Raw genomic sequence first — 24,043 nt, forward strand, 5'->3', positions numbered from 1 at the left:
GGGCGGGGCGGGCGGGCCGGGCGGCGGACCGGCGGCTGCGCCCGTCATGCCCGGCAACAAGGGCTCGCCGCCGTCGGAGGGCAGCACGATGCCTTCGCGCGCCGGGCGCTGCGAGGGCTCCTCGCCCTGTCCACTCTGTGTCACCGGGACTCCTACGAATGGGGGACCTTCGGAATCGTCGGCTCACGCTACCGGGTCCCCCGAACCCGCTGCCACGCCGCACAGGGCGTGACCTCCTTCCCTGTGACCGCGATTACAAAACCGGTCCCCCACCCGCTGTTGACGTCCCGCGCTCCCGTCCGCCCCCTCGTTCGCCGCCCGTTCACCCGCCGTCCGGGCCGGAGTTCACGCGGCGGCCTGGAGATCGACCCGGGCTCCGAACTCCCTTACCACCGCCTCCTCCCGGTAGGGCTCCAGCCGCTGCTGGAGGTCCTCCAGATACTCGGCGCCCCGGTTGGAGCGCAGGGTGGCGAGGAGTTCGACCGCCTTCGTGCCCGTACCGCACGCCTCCTCGATCTCCCGCCGCTGCACCTGGGCGCTGGCCAGCAGGACGTACCCGATGGCCCGCCGGCGCGCCCGGCTGCGCGGGTGGCGGGCCAGGGACTCCTCGGCGTACCGCGCCGCCGCGTCGGCCTGCCCCAGGTCCCGGTAGCAGTGCGCCAACTCGTCGGCGAGGTAGGCCTCGTCGAAGTGGGCGATCCAGGCCGGGTCGTCCCCGGAGTCCTGGTCGGCGGCCTCCAGCGCGGCCACCGCCCGGCCCGCCGCGTCCTGGGCCGCCCGCGCGTCGCCGAGCAGGGCGTGCCCACGGGCCTCGGCGGCGTGGAACATCGACTCCGCGCGCGGTGTGACGCGCCCCCGCGCCCCCTCCTGCGCCGCGCGCGCCAACTGCGCGATCTCCCGCGGGCTCCCGAGCTGCGCGGCCAGGTGGCTCATCGACGCGGCGAGCACATAGCCGCCGTAGCCGCGGTCGCCGGCCGCCTGGGCGAGCCGCAGCGCCTGGATGTAGTAGCGCTGGGCGAGGCCGGGCTGGCCGGTGTCGACGGCCATGTACCCGGCCAGTTCGGTCAGCCGGGCGACCGCCGCGAACAGGTCCCGGCCGACCGCCTCCCGGTAGGAGCCGGCGAGCAGCCCGGAGACGACGCTGTTGAGGTAGTGCACGACGACCGGGCGCACGTGCCCGCTGCCGTACTGGTGGTCCAGGTCGACCAGCGCCTGGGTCATCGCCCGCACCGCCGCCACGTCGGACTGGCCCACCCGGGGCCCGGCCGCGCGCGCCACCTGCGCGTCGGGCGCGGAGATCAGCCAGTCCCGGCTGGGCTCGACCAGCGCGGACGCCGCGACGGAGGAACCGGACAGGAAGTCCCGGCGCCCCACGTCGCTGCGCCACAGCTCGCAGACCTGCTCGATGGCGCCCAGTACCGTCGGCGAGAACTGGAGGCCGACGCCGGACGCGAGGTTCTTGCCGTTGGCCATGCCGATCTCGTCGATCGTGACCGTACGGCCGAGTTTGCGTCCCAGCGCTTCCGCGATGATCGCCGGTGCCCGGCCCCGCGGTTGCTGTCCGCGCAGCCAGCGGGCCACCGACGTCTTGTCGTACCGCAGGTCGAGACCGTGCTCGGCGCCGCACATGTTGACCCGGCGGGCGAGCCCCGCGTTGGAGCAGCCCGCTTCCTGGATGAGCGCCTGCAGCCGTTCGTTCGGCTGCCGCGCGACGAGAGGCCTTGCGGCCATGGCGTACCCCCTGCTTCATGGCTCGGGTGCCTGCCCGTGCACCGAGTTGACGTGACTTCCGCGGCCGGCGGAGTCCGGGCGGTCCGGCGAGGCGGGCCAACCGAAAGGAACCGGCCGTGGAGATCAGTGCCCCGCTGACATGCGGAAAATGCGAGGCTTGCGAGGTTTGCCGGGTAAACGGCCGTCGCCGTGTCCCCCTGCCCTGGCTACCCAACTCCCGCCGCGGATCCTCCCGCGCGCCCCCGGAGGTGCAACCATGCGCCCCGACCGCGGAGCCGGTGCTCTCCCCCCGCGCGCGCACGGGCCGTAACCCGCGGTGGGCACGGGAGTTGAGATTCACGTGGAAGAGACGATCCCGGGCACCGAGACCGCACAGATTCCCCAGCAGCGCGGCGCATCGCTGCTGGAGGCCGCCGTTCGCTACGCCGAGGAGCGTCACTGGGACGTGTTCCCCGGCACCTGGCTGGAAGCCGTCGACGGGGAGCAACGCTGCTCCTGTGCGGACCCGGCGTGCGCCGTCCCCGGCGCGCACCCGGCGCGCGCGGACTGGGCGGGCCAGGCGACCGGCAGCGCGACCGTGGCCCGCCGGATGTGGCAGAAGCAGCCGACGGCGTCGATCCTGCTGCCGACCGGGCGCGCGTTCGACGCGATCGACGTGCCGGAGACGGCCGGGTTCCTCGCGCTGGCCCGCATGGAGCGGATGCGACTGACGCTGGGGCCGGTGACGTTGAGCCCGGACCGGCGGATGCGGTTCCTCGTCCTGCCGGGGGCCGCGGTGAAGGTGCCGGAGCTGGTCAGGAGCCTGGGCTGGTCGCCGGTGACGCTGGATCTGACGGCGCTGGGCGAAGGGGAGTGGGTGGCGGCGCCGCCCACCCGGTACGGGACGCGGGGGGCCGTGCAGTGGGCGTGCCCGCCGACCCGGACCAATCGGTGGCTGCCGGACGTGGAGGAGCTGCTGCCGCCGCTCGCCTACGCGTGCGGGCGGGACCGGTAGCGCCTTCTCGCCCGCCGGGTGCGGGCGTTCGGCGCGTGCGGGCTCGTCGCGGTCCCTCTTTCGGGGCGCTCGCCCGGCCGTAGGGTTCGGGTATGACCTCAGCCGTACGCGTACAAGGGCTCTGGAAGCGGTTCGGGCAGCAGGTGGCTGTCGGGGGGATCGATCTGGATCTGCCCGCCGGGAAGTTCATCGGACTGGTCGGGCCGAACGGGGCCGGGAAGACCACCACCTTGTCGATGGTGACCGGGCTGCTCAGGCCGGACCAGGGGACGGTCGAGGTGGTCGGGCACGACGTCTGGCGCGATCCGGTGGAGGTGAAGGCCCGGATCGGCGTACTGCCGGAGGGACTGCGGCTGTTCGAGCGGCTGTCGGGGCGGGAACTGCTCGGCTACACCGGGCGGTTGCGTGGGCTGCCCGGCGCGGAGGTGGACAAGCGGGCCACGCAGCTCCTCGACGTCCTCGACCTGGCCGGGGCCCAGCACAAGCTGGTGGTCGACTACTCGACCGGCATGCGCAAGAAGATCGGCTTGGCCGCCGCGCTGCTGCACAACCCTGAAGTGCTGTTCCTGGACGAGCCGTTCGAGGGCGTCGACCCGGTGTCGGCACAGACCATCCGGGGTGTCCTGGAGCGGTACACCGCCTCCGGCGCCACCGTCGTCTTCTCCTCCCACGTCATGGAGCTGGTCGAGTCGCTGTGCGACTGGGTGGCCGTGCTGGCCGCCGGGCGCATCCGGGCCACCGGGCCGCTGGCCGAGGTGCGCGGGGACGCGCCCTCGTTGCAGCAGGCGTTCCTGGAGCTGGTCGGCGCGGGCGGCCGGGACACGGGGAGCGACCTGGACTGGCTGGGCGGCGGTTCCCGATGAGCGCCGCACCCGCGTCGGCCACCGCCTCCGCCGCCCCCGCCGCTTCCGTCACGTCCGTCACGTCCGTCTTCGTGCGGCTGAAGCTGTCGCTGCTGCGCAACGGGCTGCGGCAGTCCGCCGGTCGGCGGGCCGCCTACGTCGCCTCGGCCGTCGTCGTGCTGCTCTTCGCCGTGCTCCAGCTCATCGGCCTGATCGCGCTGCGCGGGCACGCCCACGCGGACGCGCTGGTCGTCCTGCTGACGGCGGTGCTGGCGGTGGGCTGGGCGGTGATGCCGCTGTTCTGGCCGGGCGGCGACGAGACGCTGGACCCGACCCGGCTGGTGATGCTGCCGCTGCGGCCCCGGCCGCTGGTACGGGCCCTGCTGGCGGCCTCGCTGGTGGGCATCGGGCCGCTGTTCACGCTGTGCCTGACGGCCGGTTCGGTGATCGCGCTGGCGCACGGCGGTGCGGCGTACGCCGTCGGGGCCGTCGGCGCGGTGCTCGCGCTGCTGGTGTGCGTGGCGCTCGCGCGCGCCGTCGCCGCCGCCAACGTACGGCTGCTGACCAGCCGCAAGGGGCGGGACCTCGCGGTGCTCAGCGGGCTGGTCGTCGCGGTCGGGGCGCAGTTCGTCAACTTCGGCGCGCAGCGGCTCGGTTCGTCCGGTCTCGCGGAACTCGCGCCCGTCTCCGACGTGCTGAGCTGGGTGCCGCCCGCCTCGGCGATCGGGGCGGTGCAGGCGGCGAGCGAGGGCGCGTACGGGACGGCGCTGGCGCGGCTCGCGCTGTGCGCGGCGCTGCTGGCGCTGCTGCTGGCGGTGTGGGCGCGCCACCTGACCCGGCTGATGACCACGCCCGACGGGTCGACCCTCCCATCCGGCGGTACGGCGCGCGAACGCGGGTCCACGGGGCCGGCGCGGCTGCTGCCCGCGGGGCGCACGGGCACCGTCATGGAGCGCAGCCTGCGGTACGTGTGGCGCGACCCGAAGACCAAGGCGGCCTGGGTGACCTCCCTGGCGATCGGCCTGATCGTGCCGGTCTTCAACGCCTTGCAGGGCACCGGCTCGCTCTACTTCGCCTGCTTCGCCGCCGGGATGCTCGGCCTCCAGATGTTCAACCAGTTCGGGCAGGACACCTCCGCCTTCTGGATGGTCGCGATGACCATCTCCTCACCCCGGGACGCCTACGTCGAGCTGCGCGCGCGGACCTTCGCCCTGCTGCTGATCAGCCTGCCGTACGCCACCCTCGTCACCGTCCTGACCACGGCGCTGCTCGACGACTGGGCGCGGCTGCCGCAGGCCCTGGGCCTGTCCCTGGCGCTGCTCGGCGCGATGCTGGCGGCCGGTGCCTGGGCCTCGGCGCGCTTCCCGTACTCCATTCCCCAGGAGGGCTACAAGAACGTGGTCCCCGGTCAGGCCGGGCTCGCCTGGGTCTCGATCTTCGGCGGGATGGTGGCCGCCGCCCTGCTGTGCGCGCCCGTCATCGCGCTGACGGTGTGGCTGAGCGTCAGCGCCGGCGGCGACGCGTGGACGTGGGTGGTGCTGCCGGTGGGGGCGGTGTACGGGGCCGTGCTGGTCGTGCTGGGGCTGAGGTTCGCCGCGCCGCTGACGGCCGGACGGCTGCCGGAGATCCTGACGGCCGTCAGCAAGGGGTGAGGCCGCGCGGCCGGCCCGCTCAGTCCTGGAGGCTGTCGAGGAACGGTTCGACGACCGCGCGCCAGGCCTCCGGCTGGTCGTAGTGGACCAGGTGGCCGGCGTCGGCGACCTCCGCGTACCGGCCTTGCGGCAGCACCCGGACCATCTCCTGCGCCTCGGCGCGGCCCAGCTCGCCGTCGAGGCCGCGGACGACCAGGGTGGGGCAGCCGACCTGGGCCAGCTCGTCCCAGTGGGCGTCGTGGATCCAGGTCTCGCGGGAGCTGAGCATCTGCTCCGGTTCGAAGACCGGGCGCCAGCCGTCCGCCGACTCCGCCATCACCTCGGCGTAGAAGGCGCCGCGGGCCGGGTTCGGCCGGTCCGTCCAGGGGTCGTCCCCGCCGAACCACTTGCGTACGTCGGCGAGCGTGGCGAAGGGGACCGGCCAGGACCGGAACCACTGGGTCCACTCCTGCTGCGAGGCGGCGCCCAGCGCGGACGCCCGCATGTCGCAGATGACCAGGCCGCGGACCAGGTCGGGGTGTTTGGCGGCGAACTGCCAGGCGGTCAGCGCGCCCATGGCGTGGCCGATCAGGACGGCCGGGGCCAGGCCGAGCTGGTCGAGCGCGGCGCCGACGTCCTCGACGTACGCCTCGCGGGTGAAGGACGCCTGCGGGGGCTTCTCGCTGCGGCCGTGGCCGCGCTGGTCGAGGGCGACGGCGCGGTGGCGCCCGGAGAGCCAGCGGGCGGTGGCCGCCCAGTGCGAGGCGCGGCCCATCAGGCCGTGCAGCAGCAGGACCCCCGGGGCGGCCGGGCCGGGCTCCTGGCCGGTCGCCTCGCCGGGCTCTTGGCCGGTCGCCTCGCCGGTCGCCTGGCCGGCCGTCGGGGCGGCCGTCGGGCCGGCCGCCTGGTCGGTCTTGGGTGGGTCGCCGAACTCCCAGGCCGCGAGGCGTACGCCGCCCGCCCCGGTCACGTCGATACGCCGCGCCATGGTCCTGGCACCCCCAAGATCCGCTCGGACCTGATCTGCCTGCCGTGCTGGTCGTACTCGTCCTGCCACCGCAGAGTATCGAATGGTTATTCGAAAAAACCGTCCTGCCGGGCAATACCCCTCGTTCGAGTGACACCCTCCGGGGATTGGCCGCCGCTGTCGAGGGGAGATCTTCAGCGGGAGGCGGACCGCTCGGGGAAAACGGTCCGAGGGGATGACCCTGAGAGCTCGGGGCTCCGGGTCAGCACAGGGGAGGACAGGCCCCGGCGCCGCACGGCGCCGGGGCCCTCTGTCGTCTGCGCGGCACGTCCTCCCCCTCTCCGGACCGGCGACTGCCCCTCGCGGCCCCGAGCCTTCGTCATATGCCTCAGCGACAGCCTCGCACGCGAACCGCGCGGACGCTGCTGTTCGGGCGGACCGAATTCGGCATTCGACGGGATGGAAACGCCGGCGCAACATCGGCGCCGGTCACGGCAGTGCCCGGACCGGCGCCCGGCGCCGGTTCAGCACGTGGTACCGGTTCAGCGCTTGGCGACGAAGACGTGGGAGGCGACCTCCGACTCCAGCTCGGCCGCCTCGCCGCCGCTGCCCACCAGCACGCCGCCCGCGGACTCCGTCACGCTCACCACCGAACCGGGCTGCACGCCCGCCCGGCGCAGCGTGTACATCAGCTGGGCGTCCGTCTGGATGGGCTCGCCGATGCGGCGCACGATCACCGACTTGCCCTCGGCGCCCGGGTCCAGCTCGGAGAGCGCGACCAGGCCGGCGTCCAGGAACGGGTCGGCGGTGTCCGTCTCGCCCAGCTCCTCCAGGCCCGGGATCGGGTTGCCGTAGGGCGACTCGGTGGGGTGGCGCAGCAGTTCGAGGACGCGGCGCTCCACGGCCTCGCTCATCACGTGCTCCCAGCGGCACGCCTCGGCGTGCACCTGCTCCCACTCCAGACCGATCACGTCGACGAGCAGGCACTCCGCGAGCCGGTGCTTGCGCATCACGCGGGTGGCGAGCTTGCGGCCCTCGTCGGTCAGCTCCAGGTGCCGGTCACTGGCGACGGAGACCAGGCCGTCGCGCTCCATCCGCGCCACCGTCTGGCTGACCGTCGGACCGCTCTGGTCGAGCCGCTCGGCGATCCGGGCGCGCATGGGGACCACACCTTCCTCCTCCAGCTCGAGGATGGTGCGGAGATACATCTCCGTGGTGTCGATCAGTCCGGACATACGTGCCCCTTGATGAGATCTTCCGGAGGCTCGACGGCTCTCCGGCGCGTGCGCTGGCCCTGCCATCAATTCTGACGCATACCGCTGACAACCGTGCCGCGCCGAGGAGAAGGGCCGAACGGGGTATCGAGCGTACCGCCCGGGCCCTCGCCTCCGTGTCCGCCGTGTTGACACCGCACTGGTCCGGACCGCACCGTGAGGCGCTGCACAGTACGTCACAGTGCGCCACTGCCATACCGCGCCACTGCCATACCGAAGGCCACACCGAAGGGGCTCCGCATGAGCGACCGCAAGCCGGCCGGCCAGTTCCTCGACGCGGCGGTCGATCTGCTGCACCGGGTCCGGGACGAGGAGGGGGCGGCGGTGGAGGCGGCGGGCACGCTGCTCGCGGACACCGTGGAGCGGGGCGGCCGGCTGTTCGCCTTCGGCGCGGGGCACTCGTCGCTGGCCGCGCAGGACGTCGTCTACCGGGCCGGCGGTCTGGCCCTGATGAACCTGCTGACGGTGCCGGGGGTCGTGGGCGTCGACGTGCGGCCCGCCACGCTGGGCTCCGCCCTGGAGCGCGTGGACGGCCTCGCCGGGGCCGTGCTGGACGCCTCACCGCTGCGGGAGGGCGACGCCCTGGTGATCGTCTCCCTGTCGGGGCGCAACGCGCTGCCCGTGGAGATGGCCCTGCACGCCCGCGCGCGGGGCATCCGCGTCATCGGCGTGACCTCGGTCGCGTACGCCACCGCCACCCGGTCCCGGCACGGCTCCGGCACCTTCCTGAAGGACCACTGCGACGTCGTGCTCGACTCCAAGATCGCCGTCGGGGACGCGGAGCTGACCCTGGACACCGTCCCGGCGCCGTTCGCCCCCGCGTCCACGGTGGTCACGGCCGCGCTCATGCAGGCCGTACTGGCCACGACGGCCGCCGTCCTCGCCGACCGCGGCGTCGAACCGCCGCTGCTGCGCTCGGGCAACGTGGACGGCGGCCACGACTGGAACAAGCGGGTCCTGGAGCAGTACGGGGACCGCATCTTCTACCACCACTGAACCGGCGGCGGGTCCGGCCGGCCTACCGGTCCCGCTCCCCCACCGCCGCCGCCAGGTCCAGCGTCGCGGCGATGCGCAGGGACACGTCCTCCGCGTGGGCCACGTCGGACCGCTCGAAGGGGCCGCGGCCGGTGCTCCGCAGGAACGTCACGACACCGAGCGTGGCCCCGCGGCTGCGCAGCACCGCGCACAGGGCGTGCACCGTGCCCTCGGGCCACTGCCGGGCCCGCGCCCACGCGCGCGCCCGGTCGCCGGACATCGTGCCGGCGCTCGCCCGCACCGGGCCGGCCCGCTCCACGCACTGCACCGCCGGATGCCCCTGGTCGTAGCGGACCGGCAGCCCCGCCGCCCCGCCGCGCACGCTCGGCCCCGGCGTGCCGGAGGGGGTGGCCGCGAACCGGACCAGCCGGACCGGTTCCGCCGGCTCCGTGCCGGTGAGCGGGGCGCCCGCCACCCGGTCGACGAGCGCGTGGTCGGCGAACCCGGCCAGCGCGAAGTCCAGGTGGACGGTGGCCGCCTCGGCCGGGTCCTCGCACTCGGCCGCAGCCCGCGCCGCCCGGTGCAGCTGGTTGGAGCGGAACCTGAGCAGCGACGCCTCCTGCTCGGCCTGCCGCGCCTCGGTGACGTCCTGGAACAGCCAGCCCACGCCGAGCGGCACCGGCTCCTCCGCCAGCGGCGACGCCAGCCGCAGGAACCCGCTGCTCCAGCACCGCCGCCGTTCCCCGTCCGGGGTGCGCACGCTCACCCACAGCTCGGCGGGCGCGGGCGGCGCGCCCTGGGCCAGGACGTGGGTCAGCGCGCTCTCCAGTTCCTCGACGCCCTGGGCGATCAGATCGCCCAGCGGCCGGCCCAGTACGGACGTGCGCCCCGTGCCGAAGGCCCGCGCGGCGTGCGCGTTGACGACGGCCGGCCGCAGGTCCGCGTCGACCAGCACCACACCCCAGCTCGCGTCCTCGAACAGGGCCTCGCTCAGCGCGATCGACCGCTCCAGGTCGATCTGGGCGTGCACCTCGCTGAAGGCGCAGTACAGCCCGGCGGGCTCGCCGTCCGGGCCGCGTACGGCCGCGGACTGGGTGCGCACCAGCACCCGTCCGCCGTCCTTGGTCAGCAGCGCGAACTCGTGCACCTGCCGACCCGGCGCGCGCATCGCCGCCAGCAGCCGGCCCTCGACCTCCTCGGCGTCCGCGCTGCGCACCGCCCAGCCGGCGAAGCCCTTGCGGCCCACCGCCTCGGCCGCCGTCCAGCCGAGGATGCGCTCGGCCTCACGGTTCCAGTGGGTGACGACGCCGTCCGCGTCGAACGCGCACAGCGCCGCGTCCATCCCGTCCAGCAGGGCGGCCAGCAGGTCCGCGCCCTCCCGCTCGGGCGGCTCGGGCCCGTCCGGCCCCAGCTCGTCGGTGGCCCCACTGTGCCGGGAAGCACTCACCCGAACCCCCCTGCAGGCTGTGTCGGTACTGGCCTTCATTCAAGTCGGTACTGGCCTTCATTCAACTCGAACGTGACCCAGGGCACACCTGGTTCTCGCAATAATGCAGGAATCGTTGCACGCCGGAAATCCGTCCCGCCCTGTCTCCCGGGTCACGGAAAAATGGGTTGAGCGCCTGCCGGGCGCTTCCTAATGTGTGGTCCACACGAGAGAGGAGGTGGTTCGGCAGATGTATGGAAACCGGACGCGTGAGGTGGCTGCGGGCTAGCGGCCCGTCACCACACCCAGTGCGGTGCCGGACCAGCGCGTGAGAGAAGCGCGCAGCCGGCCCGATCTCCAGCAGTCACCCGACCCGCGAGTCGCCGGTACGTCCGGCCGGCTCCTCCACGGAGGAACCCGACTCGCGGGTCGTCTGCGTGTACGGGGCCCGCACCGGTCCTACAGCGACTCGTAGCCCTCGATCTCGCGGGGGTCGCGGGGGCCGGGGCCGGTGTAGCGGGCGGAGGGGCGGACCAGGCGGCCGGTGCGCTTCTGCTCCAGGATGTGGGCCGACCAGCCGGCCGTGCGGGCGCAGGTGAACATGGACGTGAACATGTGCGCCGGAACCTCGGCGAAGTCCAGGACGATGGCCGCCCAGAACTCGACGTTGGTGGCCAGGACGCGGTCCGGGCGGCGGGCGTGGAGTTCCGCGAGGGCCGCCTTCTCCAGGGCCTCGGCGACCTCGAAGCGCGGGGCGCCCAGTTCGCGGGCGGTGCGGCGCAGGACGCGGGCGCGGGGGTCCTCGGCGCGGTAGACGCGGTGGCCGAAGCCCATCAGGCGTTCGCCCTGGTCCAGGGCCCGCTTGACGTACGCCTCGGCGTCACCGGTGCGCTCGATCTCCTCGATCATGCCGAGGACCCGGGAGGGGGCGCCGCCGTGCAGCGGCCCGGACATGGCGCCGACGGCTCCGGAGAGGGCTGCGGCCACGTCGGCGCCGGTGGAGGCGATGACGCGGGCGGTGAAGGTGGAGGCGTTCATGCCGTGCTCGGCGGCGGAGGTCCAGTAGGCGTCGACGGCGGCGACGTGCTTGGGGTCGGGTTCGCCGCGCCAGCGGATCATGAAGCGTTCGACGACCGACCGCGCCTTGTCGATCTCGCGCTGCGGGACCATCGGCAGGCCCTGGCCGCGGGCCGACTGGGCGACGTAGGACAGGGCCATGACGGCGGCGCGGGCGAGGTCGGCGCGGGCCTGCTCGGCGTCGATGTCGAGGAGGGGTTCGAGGCCCCAGACCGGCGCCAGCATGGCGAGGGCGGACTGGACGTCGACCCTGATGTCGCCGGAGTGGACCGGGATCGGGAAGGGTTCGGCGGGCGGCAGGCCGGGGTTGAAGGCGCCGTCGACGAGCAGGCCCCAGACGTTGCCGAAGGAGACGTGCCCGACCAGGTCCTCGATGTCGACGCCGCGGTAGCGCAGGGCGCCGCCCTCCTTGTCGGGCTCGGCGATCTCCGTCTCGAACGCGACGATTCCCTCTAGCCCGGGTACGAAGTCGGACATCAGGCGGCTCCTCGTGATCGTGGTCCTGGTGGGGTGAGGGGCGTTCGCCACCCCGTGGATCCGCGGTCGTCGTCCCCGGCTCGCGGTCCGCGGCGGCCACCCCTGTGATGCCCCGTACGCGGCACGATATCCCTGAGTGCCACCTCCGGGGAGGGCTTGCGGCACTGGGTGCCACGGCGTGACGAAGGACACCGTGCGGCCGTACCGATACGGCAAGATGACAACGTGACCGACGCACACGCCGCCGCGCTGGAGCTCGCCTCGATGCGCAAGCAGTACCGGGCCGAGGGGCTCGGGGAGACCGAGCTGGCCGCCACGCCCGTGGAACAGTTCGCCCGCTGGTTCCAGCAGGCGGCGACGGACGGCGGCCTCTTCGAGCCGAACGCCATGGTCGTCTCGACGGCCGACGCGGAGGGGCGGCCCAGCTCCCGCACGGTGCTGCTGAAGCACTTCGACGAGCGGGGCTTCGTCTTCTACACCAACTACGGCTCGCGCAAGGCCCGCGACCTGGCGGCCAACCCGCACGTCTCGCTGCTCTTCCCCTGGCATCCGATGGCCCGGCAGGTGATCGTCACGGGCACGGCGGCCCGGACCGGGCGGGACGAGACGGCCGCGTACTTCCGGACCCGGCCGCACGGCTCGCAGCTCGGGGCGTGGGCCAGCACCCAGTCGGCGGTGGTCGGCTCCCGGGCCGATCTCGACGCCGCCTACGCCGAGCTGGCCGCCCGGTACCCGGAGGGCGAGCAGGTGCCGGTGCCGCCGCACTGGGGCGGGTTCCGGGTGATGCCGCGGACGGTGGAGTTCTGGCAGGGGCGGGAGAACCGGCTGCACGACCGGCTGCGGTACGTCGCCGCCGGGGACGGCGGGGGCTGGCGGGTGGAGCGGCTGGGTCCGTGACGGCGGCTCGGTCCGTGACGGCTGTTCGGTCCGTGACGGCTGTTCGGTCCGCGGCGCGGGGTTCAGTCCGTGACGCGGGGTTCCGGTGCCGGGTCCTGTGCCGGTGCCGGGTCCTGTGGCGGTGCCGGGTCCAGGGCAGCGTCCAGCAGGGCCGCCCACTGTGCGACCACCCGCTCCCGGCGGGCCGTGTCGTCGGTGAGGAGGTTGGCGAGGCCCAGGCCGCGGGCCATGTCGAGCAGGCCCTGGACGGTTTCCCGGACGCCGGGGCGGGACTCGTCGGCGGCCAGGAGGCCGACGGCGATGCGGTGGGCCTCGCGGCCGACACGCGCCTCCAGTTCGGTGACCCGGCCGCGCAGTTGCTCCTCGTTGGAGGCGGCGACCCAGAGGTGGAGGGCGGCGCGGAAGAGGGGGCCGGTGTAGAGGTCGACGAGGGCGGCGATCACGGCGCGGCGGTCTCCGGCGCCCTCGGGGAAGAGGGCGCGCAGGGCGAGGGAGCGTTCTTCGGCGACGTACTCGACGGCGGCGGTGAACAGGTCCTCGCGGGTGGGGAAGTGGTGCTGGGCGGCACCGCGGGAGACACCGGCGCGCAGGGCGACGACCGAGACCGTGGAGCCCGCCCAGCCGTGTTCGGCGAGGCAGGCCACGGCGGCGGCGAGCAGCCGCTGCCGGGTGGCCCGGCTGCGGTCCTGCTTCGGGGCACGGTCCGGTGCGGGGGCGCGGTCCTGTTCGGGGGCGCGGTCCTGTTCGGGGGCCTGGTCCTGTTCGGGGGCGCGGTCCTGTTCGGGGGCAGGGTCGGCGCCGGTCGTGGTCACAGCACCCATGCGGGATCCCGTCGTTCGAGGAAGGCCGTCATCCCCTCGCGGGCGTCGGCGGCGGCGAACAGCCGTGCCGTCAGCGCGGCGAGCGCGTCGGCGTCCCGGTCGAAGGTCTCCAGCACCCTAGCCGTGAGCAGCCGTTTGGTCTCGGCCAGGGCCCCCGGGGCGGCCTTGCGCAGCCCGTCGAGGACCGGTTCCAGTACGGCGTCCACGTCGTCGCCCGCCGCCGTGAGCAGGCCGGTCCGGACGGCCTCGGCGGCGTCGAAGCGTTCGCCGGTCAGGCAGTAGCGGGCAAGGGCGCGCGGGTCGGCGCGGGGCAGCAGCGGCAGCGAGATGACGGCGGGCGCCACCCCGATGCGGACCTCGGTGAAGGCGTACGTCGACGCGGTGGACGCCACCGCGATGTCGCAGGCGGCGAGCAGCCCGAGGCCGCCCGCGCGGACGTGGCCGGTGACCCGGGCGACGACCGGCTTGGGCAGCTCCACGAGCTGCCGGAGCAGCGCGACCAGCGCCTCGGGGCCGGGCGGGTCGCGCAGGTCGGCGCCGGCGCTGAAGGTGGTGCCGGTGTGGGTGAGGACGACGGCCCGTACGCCGTCGTCCGCGCCCGCCTTCGCGAGCGCGGCGGTGAGGTCGCCGACCAGGGCGGCGGACAGGGCGTTGCGGGTCCCCGGGGAGTCCAGGGCGAGGGTCCGCACGCCCCGTGCGCGGGGGTGGACGGTCAGGGTCACGGGCGGTCCCTCAGCTCTCGGCGGAGGATCTTGCCGCTGGCGGCGCGGGGGACGCCGTCGAGGAAGGTGACGCGGCGGACGCGTTTGTAGGGGGCGACGCGTTCGGCGACGTACATCATGACCTCGCTCTCGGTCAGGTGCGGCGCGTCCGGGCCGCGGACGACGTGGGCGTGCGGGACCTCGTTGCCGTTCTCGTCGGGGGTGCCGATGACGGCGGCGTCGGCGATGTCCGGGTGGGTGAGGAGCAGGGCCTCCAGTTCGGCGGGGGCGACCTGGAAGCCCTTGTACTTGATGAGTTCCTTGACGCGGTCGACGACGTAGAGCCAGCCGGCCTCGTCCACCCGGCCGACGTCGCCGGTGTGCAGCCAGCCGTCGGCGTCGATCATCGCGGCGGTGGCGTCGGGGCGGCCCAGGTAGCCCTTCATCACCTGGGGGCCGCGGATCAGGATCTCCCCGGACTCGCCGGGGCCGAGGTCCTGGCCGGGGTCGTCGAGGGAGACGACGCGCATCTCGGTGCCGGCGATGAGCTTGCCGACGGTGCCGGGCGGGGCGGTGGCCAGCTGGTCCCGGGGGACGACGTGGGTGCCCGGCGACAGTTCCGTCATGCCGTACGCCTGGCCGACCGGCGGCAGGCCGAGCCGTCGGGAACAGGCGGCGGCGAGGCGGGCGTCCAGAGGGGCCGCGGCGCTGATGACGCGCCGTAGGGAGGAGAGGTCGTAGTCGGCGACCAGGGGGTGTTTGGCGAGGGCGAGGACGATCGGCGGGGCGACGTACAGGTCGGTGATGCGGTGGGCCTGGATGGCGGCGAGGAACTGCTCCAGGTCGAAGCGGGGCAGGACGACGACCGTGGCGCCGAGGCGGAGCGGGGCGTTCATGAGGGCGGTGAGCCCGTAGATGTGGAAGAAGGGGAGGACGGCGAGGACGCGGTCGCCGGGGTCGGCCGGCATGGACGGGTGGAGCTGGGCCAGGTTGGTGGCGATCTGGCGGTGGGTGAGCATCACGCCCTTGGGGGTGCCGGTGGTTCCGGAGGAGTACGGCAGGGCGGCGACGTCCTCGGCGGGGTCGATGGCGACGGACGGCTCGGGGGCGGTGGAGGCGAGCATGTCGACGAGGGAGCGGTGGCCGGGGGCGCTGTCGCAGACGAAGATCTCTCGGACGCCGCCGCCCGCGAGGCGGGCGGCCCGGCGGGCGGTGTCCAGGAGGGGCGAGACCGTGACGATCCAGCGGGCCGCGCAGTCCGCCAACTGCTTGGCGAACTCCTCCGCCGTGGCCAGCGGGTGGACGGTGGTGACCGAGGCGCCCGCGCGGGTTGCCGCGTGGAAGGCGATCGGGAAGGCGACGGTGTTGGGGCTGTGCAGGGCGAGGACGTCGCCCTTGCGGACGCCCGCCTCGGCCAGTGCGGCGGCGACCCGGCGGTGGAAGCGGTCCAGGTGGGCGTAGGTGAGGGTGGTGCCGTCGGTGCCGTCGACCAGGGCCGGGGCCTCGCCGAAGTGGGCGGCGTGGGCGAGGACGGCGTCGTGGACGGGGAGGTCGACGGGCGGGACGTCTGCGTACTCGCTGCGGAACACGGTTCCTCCAGGGGCGGGCGGTCCGGCTAGTACGACTTGGGCAGGCCCAGGGTCTGGTGGGAGACGTAGTTGAGGATCATCTCGCGGCTGACCGGGGCGATCCGGGCGACGCGGGCGGCGGTGACCAGGTAGGCGAGGCCGTACTCGCGGGTGAGGCCGTTGCCGCCGAGGGTGTGCACGGCCTGGTCGACGGCCCTCACACAGGCCTCCCCGGCGGCGTACTTGGCCATGTTGGCGGCCTCGCCCGCGCCCATGTCGTCGCCGGCGTCGTAGAGGTGGGCCGCCTTCCCCATCATCAGGCGAGCCAGTTCGAGGTCGATGTGGGCCTGGGCGAGGGGGTGGGCGATGGCCTGGTGGGCGCCGATGGGGGCGTTCCAGACGGTGCGTTGACGGGCGTACTCGACGGCGCGGGCCAGGGCGTAGCGGCCCATGCCGATACCGAACGCGGCGGTCATGACGCGTTCGGGGTTGAGGCCGGCGAAGAGCTGGAGGAGACCGGCGTCCTCGTCGCCGACGAGCGCGTCGGCGGAGAGGCGTACGTCGTCGAGGGTCAGCTCGAACTGCTTCTCCTCGGCGTGGAGTTCCATGTCGATCTGGCGGCGTCCGAAGCCGGGAGTGTCCCTGGGGACGATGAAGAGGCAGGGCTTGAGCTTGCCGGTGCGGGCGTCTTCCGTGCGGCCGACGACGAGGGTGGCGTCGGCGATGTCGACGCCGGAGACGAAGACCTTGCGGCCGGTGAGGAGCCAGTCGCCGGTGCCCGGGTCGCGGCGGGCCGTGGTGGTGATGCGGTGGCTGTTGGAACCGGCGTCGGGTTCGGTGATGCCGAAGGCCATGGTGCGGGTGCCGTCGGCGAGGCCGGGGAGCCACTGCTGTTTCTGGGCGTCCGTGCCGAAGCGGGTGATGACTGTGCCGCAGATGGCCGGGGAGACGACCAGCATGAGTAACGGGCAGCCTGCCGCGCCGAGTTCCTCCAGGACGATCGACAGTTCCGTGATGCCGCCGCCGCCTCCTCCGTAGGTCTCGGGGAGGTTGACGCCGAGGTAGCCGAGTTCGCCGGCCTCTTGCCAGAGGGTCGCGCGGTCGTGGTCGCGGCCGTGGCGTTCGCCGAGGGTTGCCACGGCTTGGCGGAGGGCCTTGTGTTCGTCGGATTCGAGGAGGACGGGGGGCATCTGTGCTCCTTCGGGTGCGGGTTTCGTGGTGGTTGCTCGCGCTCACGCGGCGGAGCCGCATGAGCGATACAGTCCCGCGCCCCTTCAGGGCGCCTCCACTACCGCCAGCAGAGAACCCACCGTCACCTGTTGTCCCGTCACGGCGTGCAGGGACGTCAGGGTGCCGGTGGTCGGGGCGGTGATCCGGTGTTCCATCTTCATGGCCTCCAGCCAGAGGAGGGGCTGGCCCGCCTCCACCGGGGAGCCTTCGGCCAGGCCCTCCGCCACGCGGACCACCGTGCCCGGCATGGGGGCCAGGAGGGAGCCGGGGGCGTGCTGGGGCCGGGGGGCGGGGAAGCGGGGGAGGGCGGTGAGGCGGGTGGTGTTGACGTGGACCTCGTCGCCGTAGGACGCCACCTCGAAGCGGCGCCGGACGCCGTCCGTTTCGAGGACGACGAGGCGGGGGTCGGTGTGGACGATCCGGACGCCGTCGGCTTCCGGGCCGGTACGGGTGTGGCGGTAGTGGACCTCGTGTTCCTCGCCCCCGACCGCGTACCGCTTGACCTGCGGCTGGGAGGGCAGGTTGCGCCAGGCGCCGCCGAAGCGGGAGCGGCCGCAGGCGTCCGCGAGGGCGGCGGCGAGCGGGGCGAGGGGGTCGGGTGCGGGGGTGGTGAGGGCGGGGAGGTGGCGGTCGTAGAAGGCCGTGGTCATGCGGGCGGACGTGAAGTCGTCGTGGCGCAGGGAGCGGGCGAGGAGGTCGCGGTTGGTGAGGGGGCCGTGGATCACGGAGCGTTCCACGGCGTCGGCCAGGCGGCGGACCGCCTCCGCTCGGGTGGGGGCGTGGGCGATCACCTTGGCGAGCAGCGGGTCGTAGTGGACGCCGATGTCGTCGCCGTCGGCGCAGCCGGTGTCCAGGCGGATGCCGTCGGGGACGGCGAGGCGGTGCAGGCGGCCGGTCCGCGGGGCCCAGTCGGCGGCCGGGTCCTCGGCGTACAGGCGGGCCTCGACGGCGTGGCCGCGGGGGAGCGGGGGCTCGGGGGCGAGGGCGTGGCCCTCCGCGACGCGGAGCTGGAGGGCGACCAGGTCGAGGCCGAAGACGGCCTCGGTGACGGGGTGTTCGACCTGGAGGCGGGTGTTCATCTCCAGGAAGTGCGCCCGGCCGTCGGGGGCGACGAGGAACTCGACGGTGCCGGCGCCCACGTAGCCGACGGCGCGGGCGGCGCGCACCGACCGCTCGTACAGCTCGCGGGTCAGGGCGTCGGTGAGGCCCGGCGCCGGGGCCTCCTCGATCACCTTCTGGTGGCGGCGCTGGAGGGAGCAGTCGCGGGTGCCGAGCGTCCACACCGTGCCGTGGGTGTCGGCGAGGAGCTGCACCTCGACGTGGCGGCCCTGCTCGACGTACGGCTCGACGAAGACCTCGCCGTCCCCGAAGGCGCTCGCCGCCTCGGCGCGGGCGGCGGTCAGGGCGGCGTCGAGGTCGGCGAGGCGGCGGACGACCCGCATGCCGCGTCCGCCGCCGCCGGCCGCCGCCTTCACCAGGACCGGCAGGTCGGACTCGGTGACCTCGCCGAGGGGCTCGACGCCCATCAGTTGCTTGGCGCGGGTCTTGGACGCCATCGCCTCGACCGCGTCGGGGGGCGGGCCGATCCAGGTCAGGCCGGCGTCGGTGACGGCGCGGGCGAAGGCGGCGTTCTCGGAGAGGAAGCCGTAGCCGGGGTGGACGGCGTCGGCTCCGGCGGCGAGCGCGGCCTTCACGATCAGGTCGCCGCGCAGATAGGTGTCGGCCGGCGCCGTCCCCGGCAGCCGTACCGCCGTGTCGGCCAGCCGGGTGTGCAGGGCCCTCTCGTCGGCGTCGGAGTGGACGGCGACCGTGCGGACGCCGGCCTCGCGGCAGGTGCGGAAGATCCGGCAGGCGATCTCGCCGCGGTTGGCGACCAGTACTGAGGTGATCATGGGGCTCCTCACATCCGGAAGACGCCGAAGCCGCCGCGCGCGCCCTCGTAGGGGGCGGTGTGGATCGCGGACAGGCACAGGCCGAGGACGGTGCGGGTGTCGCGCGGGTCGATGACCCCGTCGTCGTAGAGCCGCCCGGACAGGAACATCGGCAGCGACTCGGACTCGATCTGCCGCTCCACCAGGGCGCGCAGCGCCGCGTCGCCCTCCTCGTCGTACGGCTGTCCCTTCGCGGCGGCCGACTGGCGGGCGACGAGGGAGAGCACGCCGGCGAGCTGCTGCGGGCCCATGACGGCGGACTTGGCGCTGGGCCAGGCGAACAGGAAGCGGGGGTCGTGGGCACGGCCGCACATGCCGTAGTGGCCGGCGCCGTAGGAGGCGCCGAGGAGGACGGAGAGGTGCGGGACGCGGGAGTTGGCGACCGCGTTGATCATCATGGCGCCGTGTTTGATGATGCCGCCCTGCTCGTACTCCTTGCCGACCATGTAGCCGGTGGTGTTGTGGAGGAAGAGGAGCGGGATGTCACGCTGGTTGGCGAGCTGGATGAACTGGGCGGCCTTCTGCGACTCCGCGGAGAAGAGGACCCCTTGCGCGTTGGCGAGGATGCCGAGGGGATGGCCGTGCAGGGTCGCCCAGCCGGTGGTCAGGCTGGTCCCGTACAGCGGTTTGAACTCGTCGAAGTCGGAGCCGTCGACGATCCGGGCGATCACCTCGCGCGGGTCGAAGGGGGTGCGCAGATCGGCGGGGACGATGCCGAGGAGCTCCTCCGGGTCGTACTTCGGCGGCTCGGCCGGTCCCGGATCGGGGTGGGCCTTGCGGTGGTCGAGGCGGGCGACGATCCGGCGGGCCTGGCGCAGGGCGTCGGGTTCGTCGACGGCGAAGTGGTCGGCGAGACCGGAGGTGCGGGCGTGCATCTCGGCGCCGCCCAGGGACTCGTCGTCGCTCTCCTCGCCGGTGGCCATCTTGACCAGGGGCGGGCCGCCGAGGAAGACCTTGGCCCGCTCCTTGACCATGATCACGTGGTCGGACATGCCGGGGATGTACGCGCCCCCGGCCGTGGAGTTGCCGAACACGACGGCGACGGTGGGGATGCCGGCCGCCGACAGCCGGGTGAGGTCGCGGAAGACCGCGCCGCCGGGGATGAAGATCTCCTTCTGGGAGGGGAGGTCGGCGCCGCCCGACTCGACCAGGCTGATACAGGGCAGCCGGTTGGCGAGGGCGATGTCGTCGGCGCGCAGGGCCTTCCTCAGCGACCAGGGGTTGGAGGCGCCGCCGCGCACGGTCGGGTCGTTGGCGGTGATCAGGCACTCCACGCCCTCGACCGTGCCGATGCCGGTGACGAGGGAGGCGCCGACGGTGTACTCACTGCCCCAGGCGGCCAGCGGGGACAGTTCCAGGAAGGGGGTGTCGGGGTCGAGGAGGAGTTCGACGCGCTCGCGGGCGAGGAGTTTGCCGCGTGCGCGGTGCCGTGCGACGTACTTCTCGCCGCCGCCCGCGAGGGCCTTGGCGTGCTCGGCGTCCAGTTCGGCGAGCTTGGCGAGCATGGTCTCGCGGTTCGCGCGGTGGTCGGGGGCGGTGGGGTCGAGGGCGGATTCGAGGACCGTCACAGCAGGACCTCCGGAATGTCCAGGTGCCGGGCACGCAGCCATTCGCCGAGCGCCTTGGCCTGCGGATCGAAGCGGGCCCGCGCGGCGGCGCCCTCGCCGAGGATGCCTTCCACGACGAAGTTCAGGGCGCGCAGGCCGGGGAGCGTGTGCCGGGTGACCGGCAGGTCGCGGGCCTCGGGGATCAGCTCGCGGAACCGCTCGGCGGTCAGCTCGTGCGCGAGCCACCGCCAGGCGTCGTCGGAGCGGACCCAGACGCCGACGTTGGCGTCGCCGCCCTTGTCGCCGCTGCGGGCGCCGGCGATCCGGCCGAGCGGCGCGTTCCTGACCGGGCCGGGCGGCAGGGGTCCGGGCAGCGGCGGCTCCGGTACGCCGGTGAGGGCGGCGGTGTGCGGGGGCGGTGGTACGGGGACGCGGCGTCCGTCGGGGAGGACGGCGACGTGGCCGACGGCGCCCTGGGGGACGTACGCGTCCTCGAAGACACCGTAGGGGTCGCCCTTCCCGGGAGGTGCCAGGAGGTGGAAGCCGGGGTAACCGGCGAGGGCCAGCTCCACCGCCGCCCCGCTGAGCGCCCGTCCGACGGCACGCTGGTCGGCGTCGCGGGCGACGAGCCGCAGCAGGGCGCTGGCCGTCTCCTCGGTCGGGGCGTCGGGCCGGTCGGTGCGCACCAGTTCCCAGTGGACGCCGGCGACCGTACCGAGGGCGGGTTCCAGCTGTTCCCGGACGAGGGCCGCCTTGGCCTCGATGTCGAGGCCGGTGAGGACGAAGACGACCTCGCCCCGGAAGCCGCCGAGACGGTTCACGCCGACCTTGAGCGTGGGCGGCGGGGGCTCGCCGCGGACGCCCGTGATCCGGGCCCGGTCGGGGCCGTCCGGCGTGAGGGTCACGGTGTCCAGGCGGGCGGTGACGTCCGGCCCGGCGTACCGGGCGCCGCCCGTCTCGTACAGGAGCTGGGCGGTGACCGTGCCGGTGTCGACGAAGCCGCCGGTGCCGGGGTGCTTGGTGACGACGGAGGAGCCGTCGGCGTGGAGTTCGGCGAGCGGGAAGCCGGGGCGGCGGACGTCGCCGTCCCGGAAGAAGGCGTAGTTGCCGCCGGTCGCCTGCGCCCCGCACTCCAGTACGTGCCCGGCGACGACCGCCCCCGCGAGCCGGTCGTACTCCGCCGGCTCCCAGCCGAAGTGCGCGGCGGCCGGCCCGGTGACCAGGGCGGCGTCGGTGACCCGGCCGGTGACGACCACGTCGGCGCCCGCCCGCAGGCACTCCGCGATGCCGAAGCCGCCGAGGTAGGCGTGGGCGGCCAGCGCGCCGGGGTGGCCGGCGGTGAGGTCGTCGCCCTCGACGTGCGCGACCCGCACCGGGATGCCGAGCCGGCCGGCCAGCTCCCGTACGGCGCCGGCGAGTCCGGCCGGGTTGAGCCCGCCGGCGTTGGTGACGATCTTGACGCCCCGTTCGTGGGCGAGGCCGAGGCACTCCTCCAGCTGCCGCGGGAAGGTGCGGGCGTATCCGGCGCCGGGGTCCTTCAGCCGGTCCCGGGCCAGGATGAGCATGGTCAGCTCGGCGAGGTAGTCGCCGGTGAGGACGTCCAGCGGGCCGCCGGTGAGCATCTCGCGCATCGCGTCGAAGCGGTCGCCGTAGAAGCCGGAGGCGTTGCCGATCCGCAGGACGGTCACCGGGCGTCCCCTTTCCGAGGGCGTCCCGCTCCCGGCGGTCCGGCGAACGCCTGGGCGAGGTCCAGCCAGCGGTCGGCGTCCGGGCCCTCGGCGCGCAGGGCCAGGTCGGCGCGGTGGGCGCGCTGGGTGACCAGCAGGCAGAAGTCGAGGGCGGGGCCGGTGACGCGCTGGGCGGCGTCCTCGGGGCCGTAGGTCCACCGCTCGCCGGAGGGGGCCCGCAGTTCGACGCGGAACGCGTCGGCGGGAGCGGGGAGCCCGTGGACACCGTGGGCGAAGTCGCGGGTGCGGACCCCGAGGAAGGCGATGTGCCGGATCCGGTCGGTGGGGGTGTGCGGGACACCGAGCGCGTCGCGGACGTCCAGGCCGTGCGCCCAGGTCTCCATCAGGCGGGCGGTGACCAGGGAGGCGGCCGACATGGGCGGCCCGTACCAGGGGAACCGGGCGCCGGGCGGGGCCGCGCGCAGGGCGCGGTCGAGGGCGGCGCGTCCGTCGCGCCAGCGGGTGAGCAGTTCGGCGGGCGGGAGGCGGGCGCCGTCCGCCGCTCCGTCGTCCACGAAGGAGCCGGGTGCGGCGAGCGCCTTCTCGACCAGGGGCCGGAACGCCTCCGGGTCGGTCACCGCGAGGTGGGCGGAGTGGTCCGTCCAGGCGAGGTGGGCGATCTGGTGGGCGATGGTCCAGCCGGGGGCGGGGGTGGCGAGGGCCCACTGTGCGGGGGTCGACTCGGCTATCAGACAGTCGAGTTCGGCACTTTCGGCGCGTAGGTCGTCGAGGACGGGCGTCGGGTCGGCCATGGCAGAGGAGCATGGCAGCGGTGCCACAAACAAGCAAGCATGCTTGCTTTGATTTTCGGCGGGGCCCGCGCCACCCGGGCGGGGTCAGTCGCGGTTCGCCTCGGAGTCGCTGTACGGGAACGGCCCGGCGGCGCCGCCTCCCGCCCTTCGCCGGCCCGCCCGCTGGTGCGCGTCGTAGATGCCGCTGCCCGCGGAGGCGGGGTTGGAGACCACCAGCCCTCGGGGCAGCCCCTGCCCGGTCACGGCCTGCCACACCTCGGCCGCGAAGCTGGTGCAGTTGTAGCGCAGGAAGTTGTAGGGCTCCCTGGACCGCCGGTGGGCGACCATGTAGCCGCGGACGACATCCTCCAGCGGAACGCGTTCCGAGATCTTGTCGGTGTACCTGACGTGCGGTTCGGGACAGCGGATCATGCCGGGCACGCTCTGCACCGGTCCGGCGCCGGCCTCCGGGTAGAACCCGAACGAGGTGCGCCTCCCCCTGCCGGTCTCCACCTGGATCCAGACATGCCCCACCTCGAACTCGCGGTAGAACCCCGGACTGGTCCAGGGCTGGCCGCGGTCGGCCTTGACCGTGACCTTGTACGCGTCCTCCTCGCCGTCGGCCACGCTCTTCCTGAGGAAGGTGCGCAGCGGGGCTATCAGTTCGTTCATGGGCAGATCAGGGACGCCGGGCACCCCACGGCCGCCGGAGATCCGCCTTTCGAGGCCCACGGCGGCACGCGCGTCACGGGCCGCCTCGCGCGCGGACTCCGTGACGGTCTCGGCTTCCCAGCCCTTGGTGGCGAACCGCTCCTCGAACACCCTCGCGTACGTGGAGCGGAACGTGTGCTCGAACTCCGCCGCTTCTCTCGACCGCGGCGCGACCTCGATGGTGCTCACCTCGTGAGCGGCCCATGCCGCCGCGGAGTTCACGAATTGCGTGACGGCGTCCACTTCCTGGGCGGTCGCCCCCGGTCCCGGCCCACAGATACGGAGGGCGATGTTCCACGCGGCCGCGTGGGCCGTCTGGGCGGGGGATGTCGCGGGCGGCGACACCTGCCGGGGCGTCGAGGCGGGCCGGGGCGTCGAGGCGGGCCGGGCGGCCCGCGGGCCCGGCGGGCGGCTGCGGCCCCGCTCGGAACCGGACTGGTCGGACAGGTCGGCGTCGTACCCGGCGTTCATCTTGACCGGGTCGTAGCGCAGCATGCGCTGCACCGACGGCGTACCGGCGCCGCGCTGGGGCTGGTGCTGGTGCTGGTACTGGGCCCAGGAGTGCCCCGTCTGCCGGAGCATCTGGACGACCGCCGCGTTGCCCGCGGTGCCCTGCTGCGCCAGCAGGGCCCGTGCGGGCGTCGCGGCGCCGGGAGCCGGCGCCGCGACGCGGGCAGGCGGGCGGCGGAACGGCCGGGCTCGGCGCCGTCGCGGCCGGTGGTGGTCTCGTGGACGCGCATCGCAACCTTCGAGGTCGGCAGTTTCGTGGTCGCCACCACCCCCGC

19 protein-coding genes are annotated in these 24,043 nt (G+C 74.2%); 5 read left to right on the forward strand and 14 right to left on the reverse strand.

The annotated features are described in order from the left end of the window. Positions 1-345: 345 nt before the first annotated feature. Complete coding sequence (locus tag J7I94_RS25760) at positions 346-1,731, reverse strand: transcriptional regulator (RefSeq protein WP_215170523.1); 1,386 nt, start codon at positions 1,729-1,731, stop codon at positions 346-348. A gap of 340 nt (positions 1,732-2,071) precedes the next feature. Between J7I94_RS25760 and J7I94_RS25765 the strand changes: the two genes are divergently transcribed. The 3 genes from J7I94_RS25765 to J7I94_RS25775 all read left to right on the forward strand — a co-directional run bounded on the left by J7I94_RS25765 (position 2,072) and on the right by J7I94_RS25775 (position 5,219). Then, a complete protein-coding gene (locus J7I94_RS25765; RefSeq protein WP_215170525.1) occupies positions 2,072-2,725 on the forward strand; it encodes a bifunctional DNA primase/polymerase in 654 nt (217 codons plus the stop codon). A 92-nt stretch (positions 2,726-2,817) separates the two neighbouring features. Next, positions 2,818-3,588 carry an ABC transporter ATP-binding protein gene (locus J7I94_RS25770; protein WP_215170527.1) on the forward strand — a complete coding sequence of 257 codons (771 nt, stop codon included), beginning with the start codon at positions 2,818-2,820 and terminating at the stop codon, positions 3,586-3,588. After that, complete coding sequence (locus tag J7I94_RS25775; protein ID WP_215170529.1) at positions 3,585-5,219, forward strand: transporter; 1,635 nt, start codon at positions 3,585-3,587, stop codon at positions 5,217-5,219. The genes J7I94_RS25770 and J7I94_RS25775 overlap by 4 nt, the downstream gene beginning before the upstream one ends. Before the next feature lie 19 nt (positions 5,220-5,238). Here J7I94_RS25775 and J7I94_RS25780 read toward each other — a convergent pair whose 3' ends face one another. Both J7I94_RS25780 and J7I94_RS25785 read right to left on the reverse strand, forming a co-directional pair. Then, on the reverse strand, positions 5,239-6,186 hold the full coding sequence (locus J7I94_RS25780) for an alpha/beta fold hydrolase (protein WP_215170531.1): 948 nt from the start codon (positions 6,184-6,186) through the stop codon (positions 5,239-5,241). A gap of 521 nt (positions 6,187-6,707) precedes the next feature. Continuing rightward, the gene (locus J7I94_RS25785) at positions 6,708-7,400 is read right to left on the reverse strand and encodes a metal-dependent transcriptional regulator (protein WP_215170533.1); all 693 of its coding nucleotides are present in this window, start codon (positions 7,398-7,400) and stop codon (positions 6,708-6,710) included. 279 nt (positions 7,401-7,679) lie between these two features. Here J7I94_RS25785 and J7I94_RS25790 point away from each other — a divergent pair, with 279 nt between their 5' ends. Beyond that, positions 7,680-8,435, forward strand: coding sequence for an SIS domain-containing protein (locus tag J7I94_RS25790; protein ID WP_215170535.1), 756 nt, complete (start codon positions 7,680-7,682; stop codon positions 8,433-8,435). A 22-nt stretch (positions 8,436-8,457) separates the two neighbouring features. Here the strand turns inward: J7I94_RS25790 and J7I94_RS25795 are convergent, their stop codons facing one another. After that, a complete protein-coding gene (locus J7I94_RS25795; protein ID WP_215170537.1) occupies positions 8,458-9,861 on the reverse strand; it encodes a PAS domain-containing protein in 1,404 nt (467 codons plus the stop codon). Positions 9,862-10,299: 438 nt separating this feature from the next. Beyond that, a complete protein-coding gene (locus J7I94_RS25800) occupies positions 10,300-11,394 on the reverse strand; it encodes a citrate synthase 2 (RefSeq protein WP_215170539.1) in 1,095 nt (364 codons plus the stop codon). 264 nt (positions 11,395-11,658) lie between these two features. On the opposite strand from J7I94_RS25800, the gene pdxH reads away from it, so the two are divergent. Next, positions 11,659-12,291 (forward strand): pyridoxamine 5'-phosphate oxidase, encoded by a 633-nt coding sequence (gene pdxH / locus J7I94_RS25805; RefSeq protein ID WP_215170555.1) that lies wholly within the window; start codon positions 11,659-11,661, stop codon positions 12,289-12,291. Between the two features lie 62 nt (positions 12,292-12,353). Here the strand turns inward: pdxH and J7I94_RS25810 are convergent, their stop codons facing one another. The 9 genes from J7I94_RS25810 to J7I94_RS38590 all read right to left on the reverse strand — a co-directional run bounded on the left by J7I94_RS25810 (position 12,354) and on the right by J7I94_RS38590 (position 23,840). Further along, entirely contained in the window at positions 12,354-13,112 is a 759-nt protein-coding gene (locus J7I94_RS25810; protein WP_306522435.1) for a TetR/AcrR family transcriptional regulator, read from the reverse strand. Continuing rightward, complete coding sequence (locus J7I94_RS25815; protein ID WP_215170540.1) at positions 13,100-13,834, reverse strand: enoyl-CoA hydratase family protein; 735 nt, start codon at positions 13,832-13,834, stop codon at positions 13,100-13,102. Before J7I94_RS25815 ends, J7I94_RS25810 begins: the two co-directional genes overlap by 13 nt. After that, on the reverse strand, positions 13,831-15,402 hold the full coding sequence (locus J7I94_RS25820) for a 4-coumarate--CoA ligase family protein (RefSeq protein ID WP_215170541.1): 1,572 nt from the start codon (positions 15,400-15,402) through the stop codon (positions 13,831-13,833). The genes J7I94_RS25815 and J7I94_RS25820 overlap by 4 nt, the downstream gene beginning before the upstream one ends. A gap of 26 nt (positions 15,403-15,428) precedes the next feature. Further along, a complete protein-coding gene (locus tag J7I94_RS25825) occupies positions 15,429-16,571 on the reverse strand; it encodes an acyl-CoA dehydrogenase family protein (protein WP_215170542.1) in 1,143 nt (380 codons plus the stop codon). Positions 16,572-16,655: 84 nt separating this feature from the next. Continuing rightward, complete coding sequence (locus J7I94_RS25830) at positions 16,656-18,503, reverse strand: biotin carboxylase N-terminal domain-containing protein (RefSeq protein WP_215170543.1); 1,848 nt, start codon at positions 18,501-18,503, stop codon at positions 16,656-16,658. Between the two features lie 8 nt (positions 18,504-18,511). Continuing rightward, the gene (locus J7I94_RS25835; protein ID WP_215170544.1) at positions 18,512-20,110 is read right to left on the reverse strand and encodes an acyl-CoA carboxylase subunit beta; all 1,599 of its coding nucleotides are present in this window, start codon (positions 20,108-20,110) and stop codon (positions 18,512-18,514) included. After that, positions 20,107-21,777, reverse strand: a complete 1,671-nt coding sequence (locus J7I94_RS25840; protein WP_215170545.1) for an acyclic terpene utilization AtuA family protein — start codon at positions 21,775-21,777, stop codon at positions 20,107-20,109. Before J7I94_RS25840 ends, J7I94_RS25835 begins: the two co-directional genes overlap by 4 nt. Beyond that, on the reverse strand, positions 21,774-22,568 hold the full coding sequence (locus tag J7I94_RS25845) for a TIGR03084 family metal-binding protein (protein WP_215170547.1): 795 nt from the start codon (positions 22,566-22,568) through the stop codon (positions 21,774-21,776). The genes J7I94_RS25840 and J7I94_RS25845 overlap by 4 nt, the downstream gene beginning before the upstream one ends. A gap of 84 nt (positions 22,569-22,652) precedes the next feature. Continuing rightward, positions 22,653-23,840 carry a hypothetical protein gene (locus J7I94_RS38590; protein WP_251075742.1) on the reverse strand — a complete coding sequence of 396 codons (1,188 nt, stop codon included), beginning with the start codon at positions 23,838-23,840 and terminating at the stop codon, positions 22,653-22,655. Positions 23,841-24,043 lie beyond the last annotated feature (203 nt).

Source organism: Streptomyces sp. ISL-12 (genome assembly GCF_018614415.1).
Classification (GTDB): domain Bacteria; phylum Actinomycetota; class Actinomycetes; order Streptomycetales; family Streptomycetaceae; genus Streptomyces.

Coding starts and splice junctions, on each gene's coding strand:
- J7I94_RS25760 (WP_215170523.1), bottom strand. CDS start 1,731: ATGGCCGCAAGGCCTCTCGTCGCGCGGCAGCCGAACGAACGGCTGCAG.
- J7I94_RS25770 (WP_215170527.1), top strand. CDS start 2,818: ATGACCTCAGCCGTACGCGTACAAGGGCTCTGGAAGCGGTTCGGGCAG.
- J7I94_RS25775 (WP_215170529.1), top strand. CDS start 3,585: ATGAGCGCCGCACCCGCGTCGGCCACCGCCTCCGCCGCCCCCGCCGCT.
- J7I94_RS25780 (WP_215170531.1), bottom strand. CDS start 6,186: ATGGCGCGGCGTATCGACGTGACCGGGGCGGGCGGCGTACGCCTCGCG.
- J7I94_RS25785 (WP_215170533.1), bottom strand. CDS start 7,400: ATGTCCGGACTGATCGACACCACGGAGATGTATCTCCGCACCATCCTC.
- J7I94_RS25790 (WP_215170535.1), top strand. CDS start 7,680: ATGAGCGACCGCAAGCCGGCCGGCCAGTTCCTCGACGCGGCGGTCGAT.
- J7I94_RS25800 (WP_215170539.1), bottom strand. CDS start 11,394: ATGTCCGACTTCGTACCCGGGCTAGAGGGAATCGTCGCGTTCGAGACG.
- pdxH (WP_215170555.1), top strand. CDS start 11,659: ATGCGCAAGCAGTACCGGGCCGAGGGGCTCGGGGAGACCGAGCTGGCC.
- J7I94_RS25810 (WP_306522435.1), bottom strand. CDS start 13,112: ATGGGTGCTGTGACCACGACCGGCGCCGACCCTGCCCCCGAACAGGAC.
- J7I94_RS25825 (WP_215170542.1), bottom strand. CDS start 16,571: ATGCCCCCCGTCCTCCTCGAATCCGACGAACACAAGGCCCTCCGCCAA.
- J7I94_RS25830 (WP_215170543.1), bottom strand. CDS start 18,503: ATGATCACCTCAGTACTGGTCGCCAACCGCGGCGAGATCGCCTGCCGG.
- J7I94_RS25845 (WP_215170547.1), bottom strand. CDS start 22,568: ATGGCCGACCCGACGCCCGTCCTCGACGACCTACGCGCCGAAAGTGCC.
- J7I94_RS38590 (WP_251075742.1), bottom strand. CDS start 23,840: ATGCTCCGGCAGACGGGGCACTCCTGGGCCCAGTACCAGCACCAGCAC.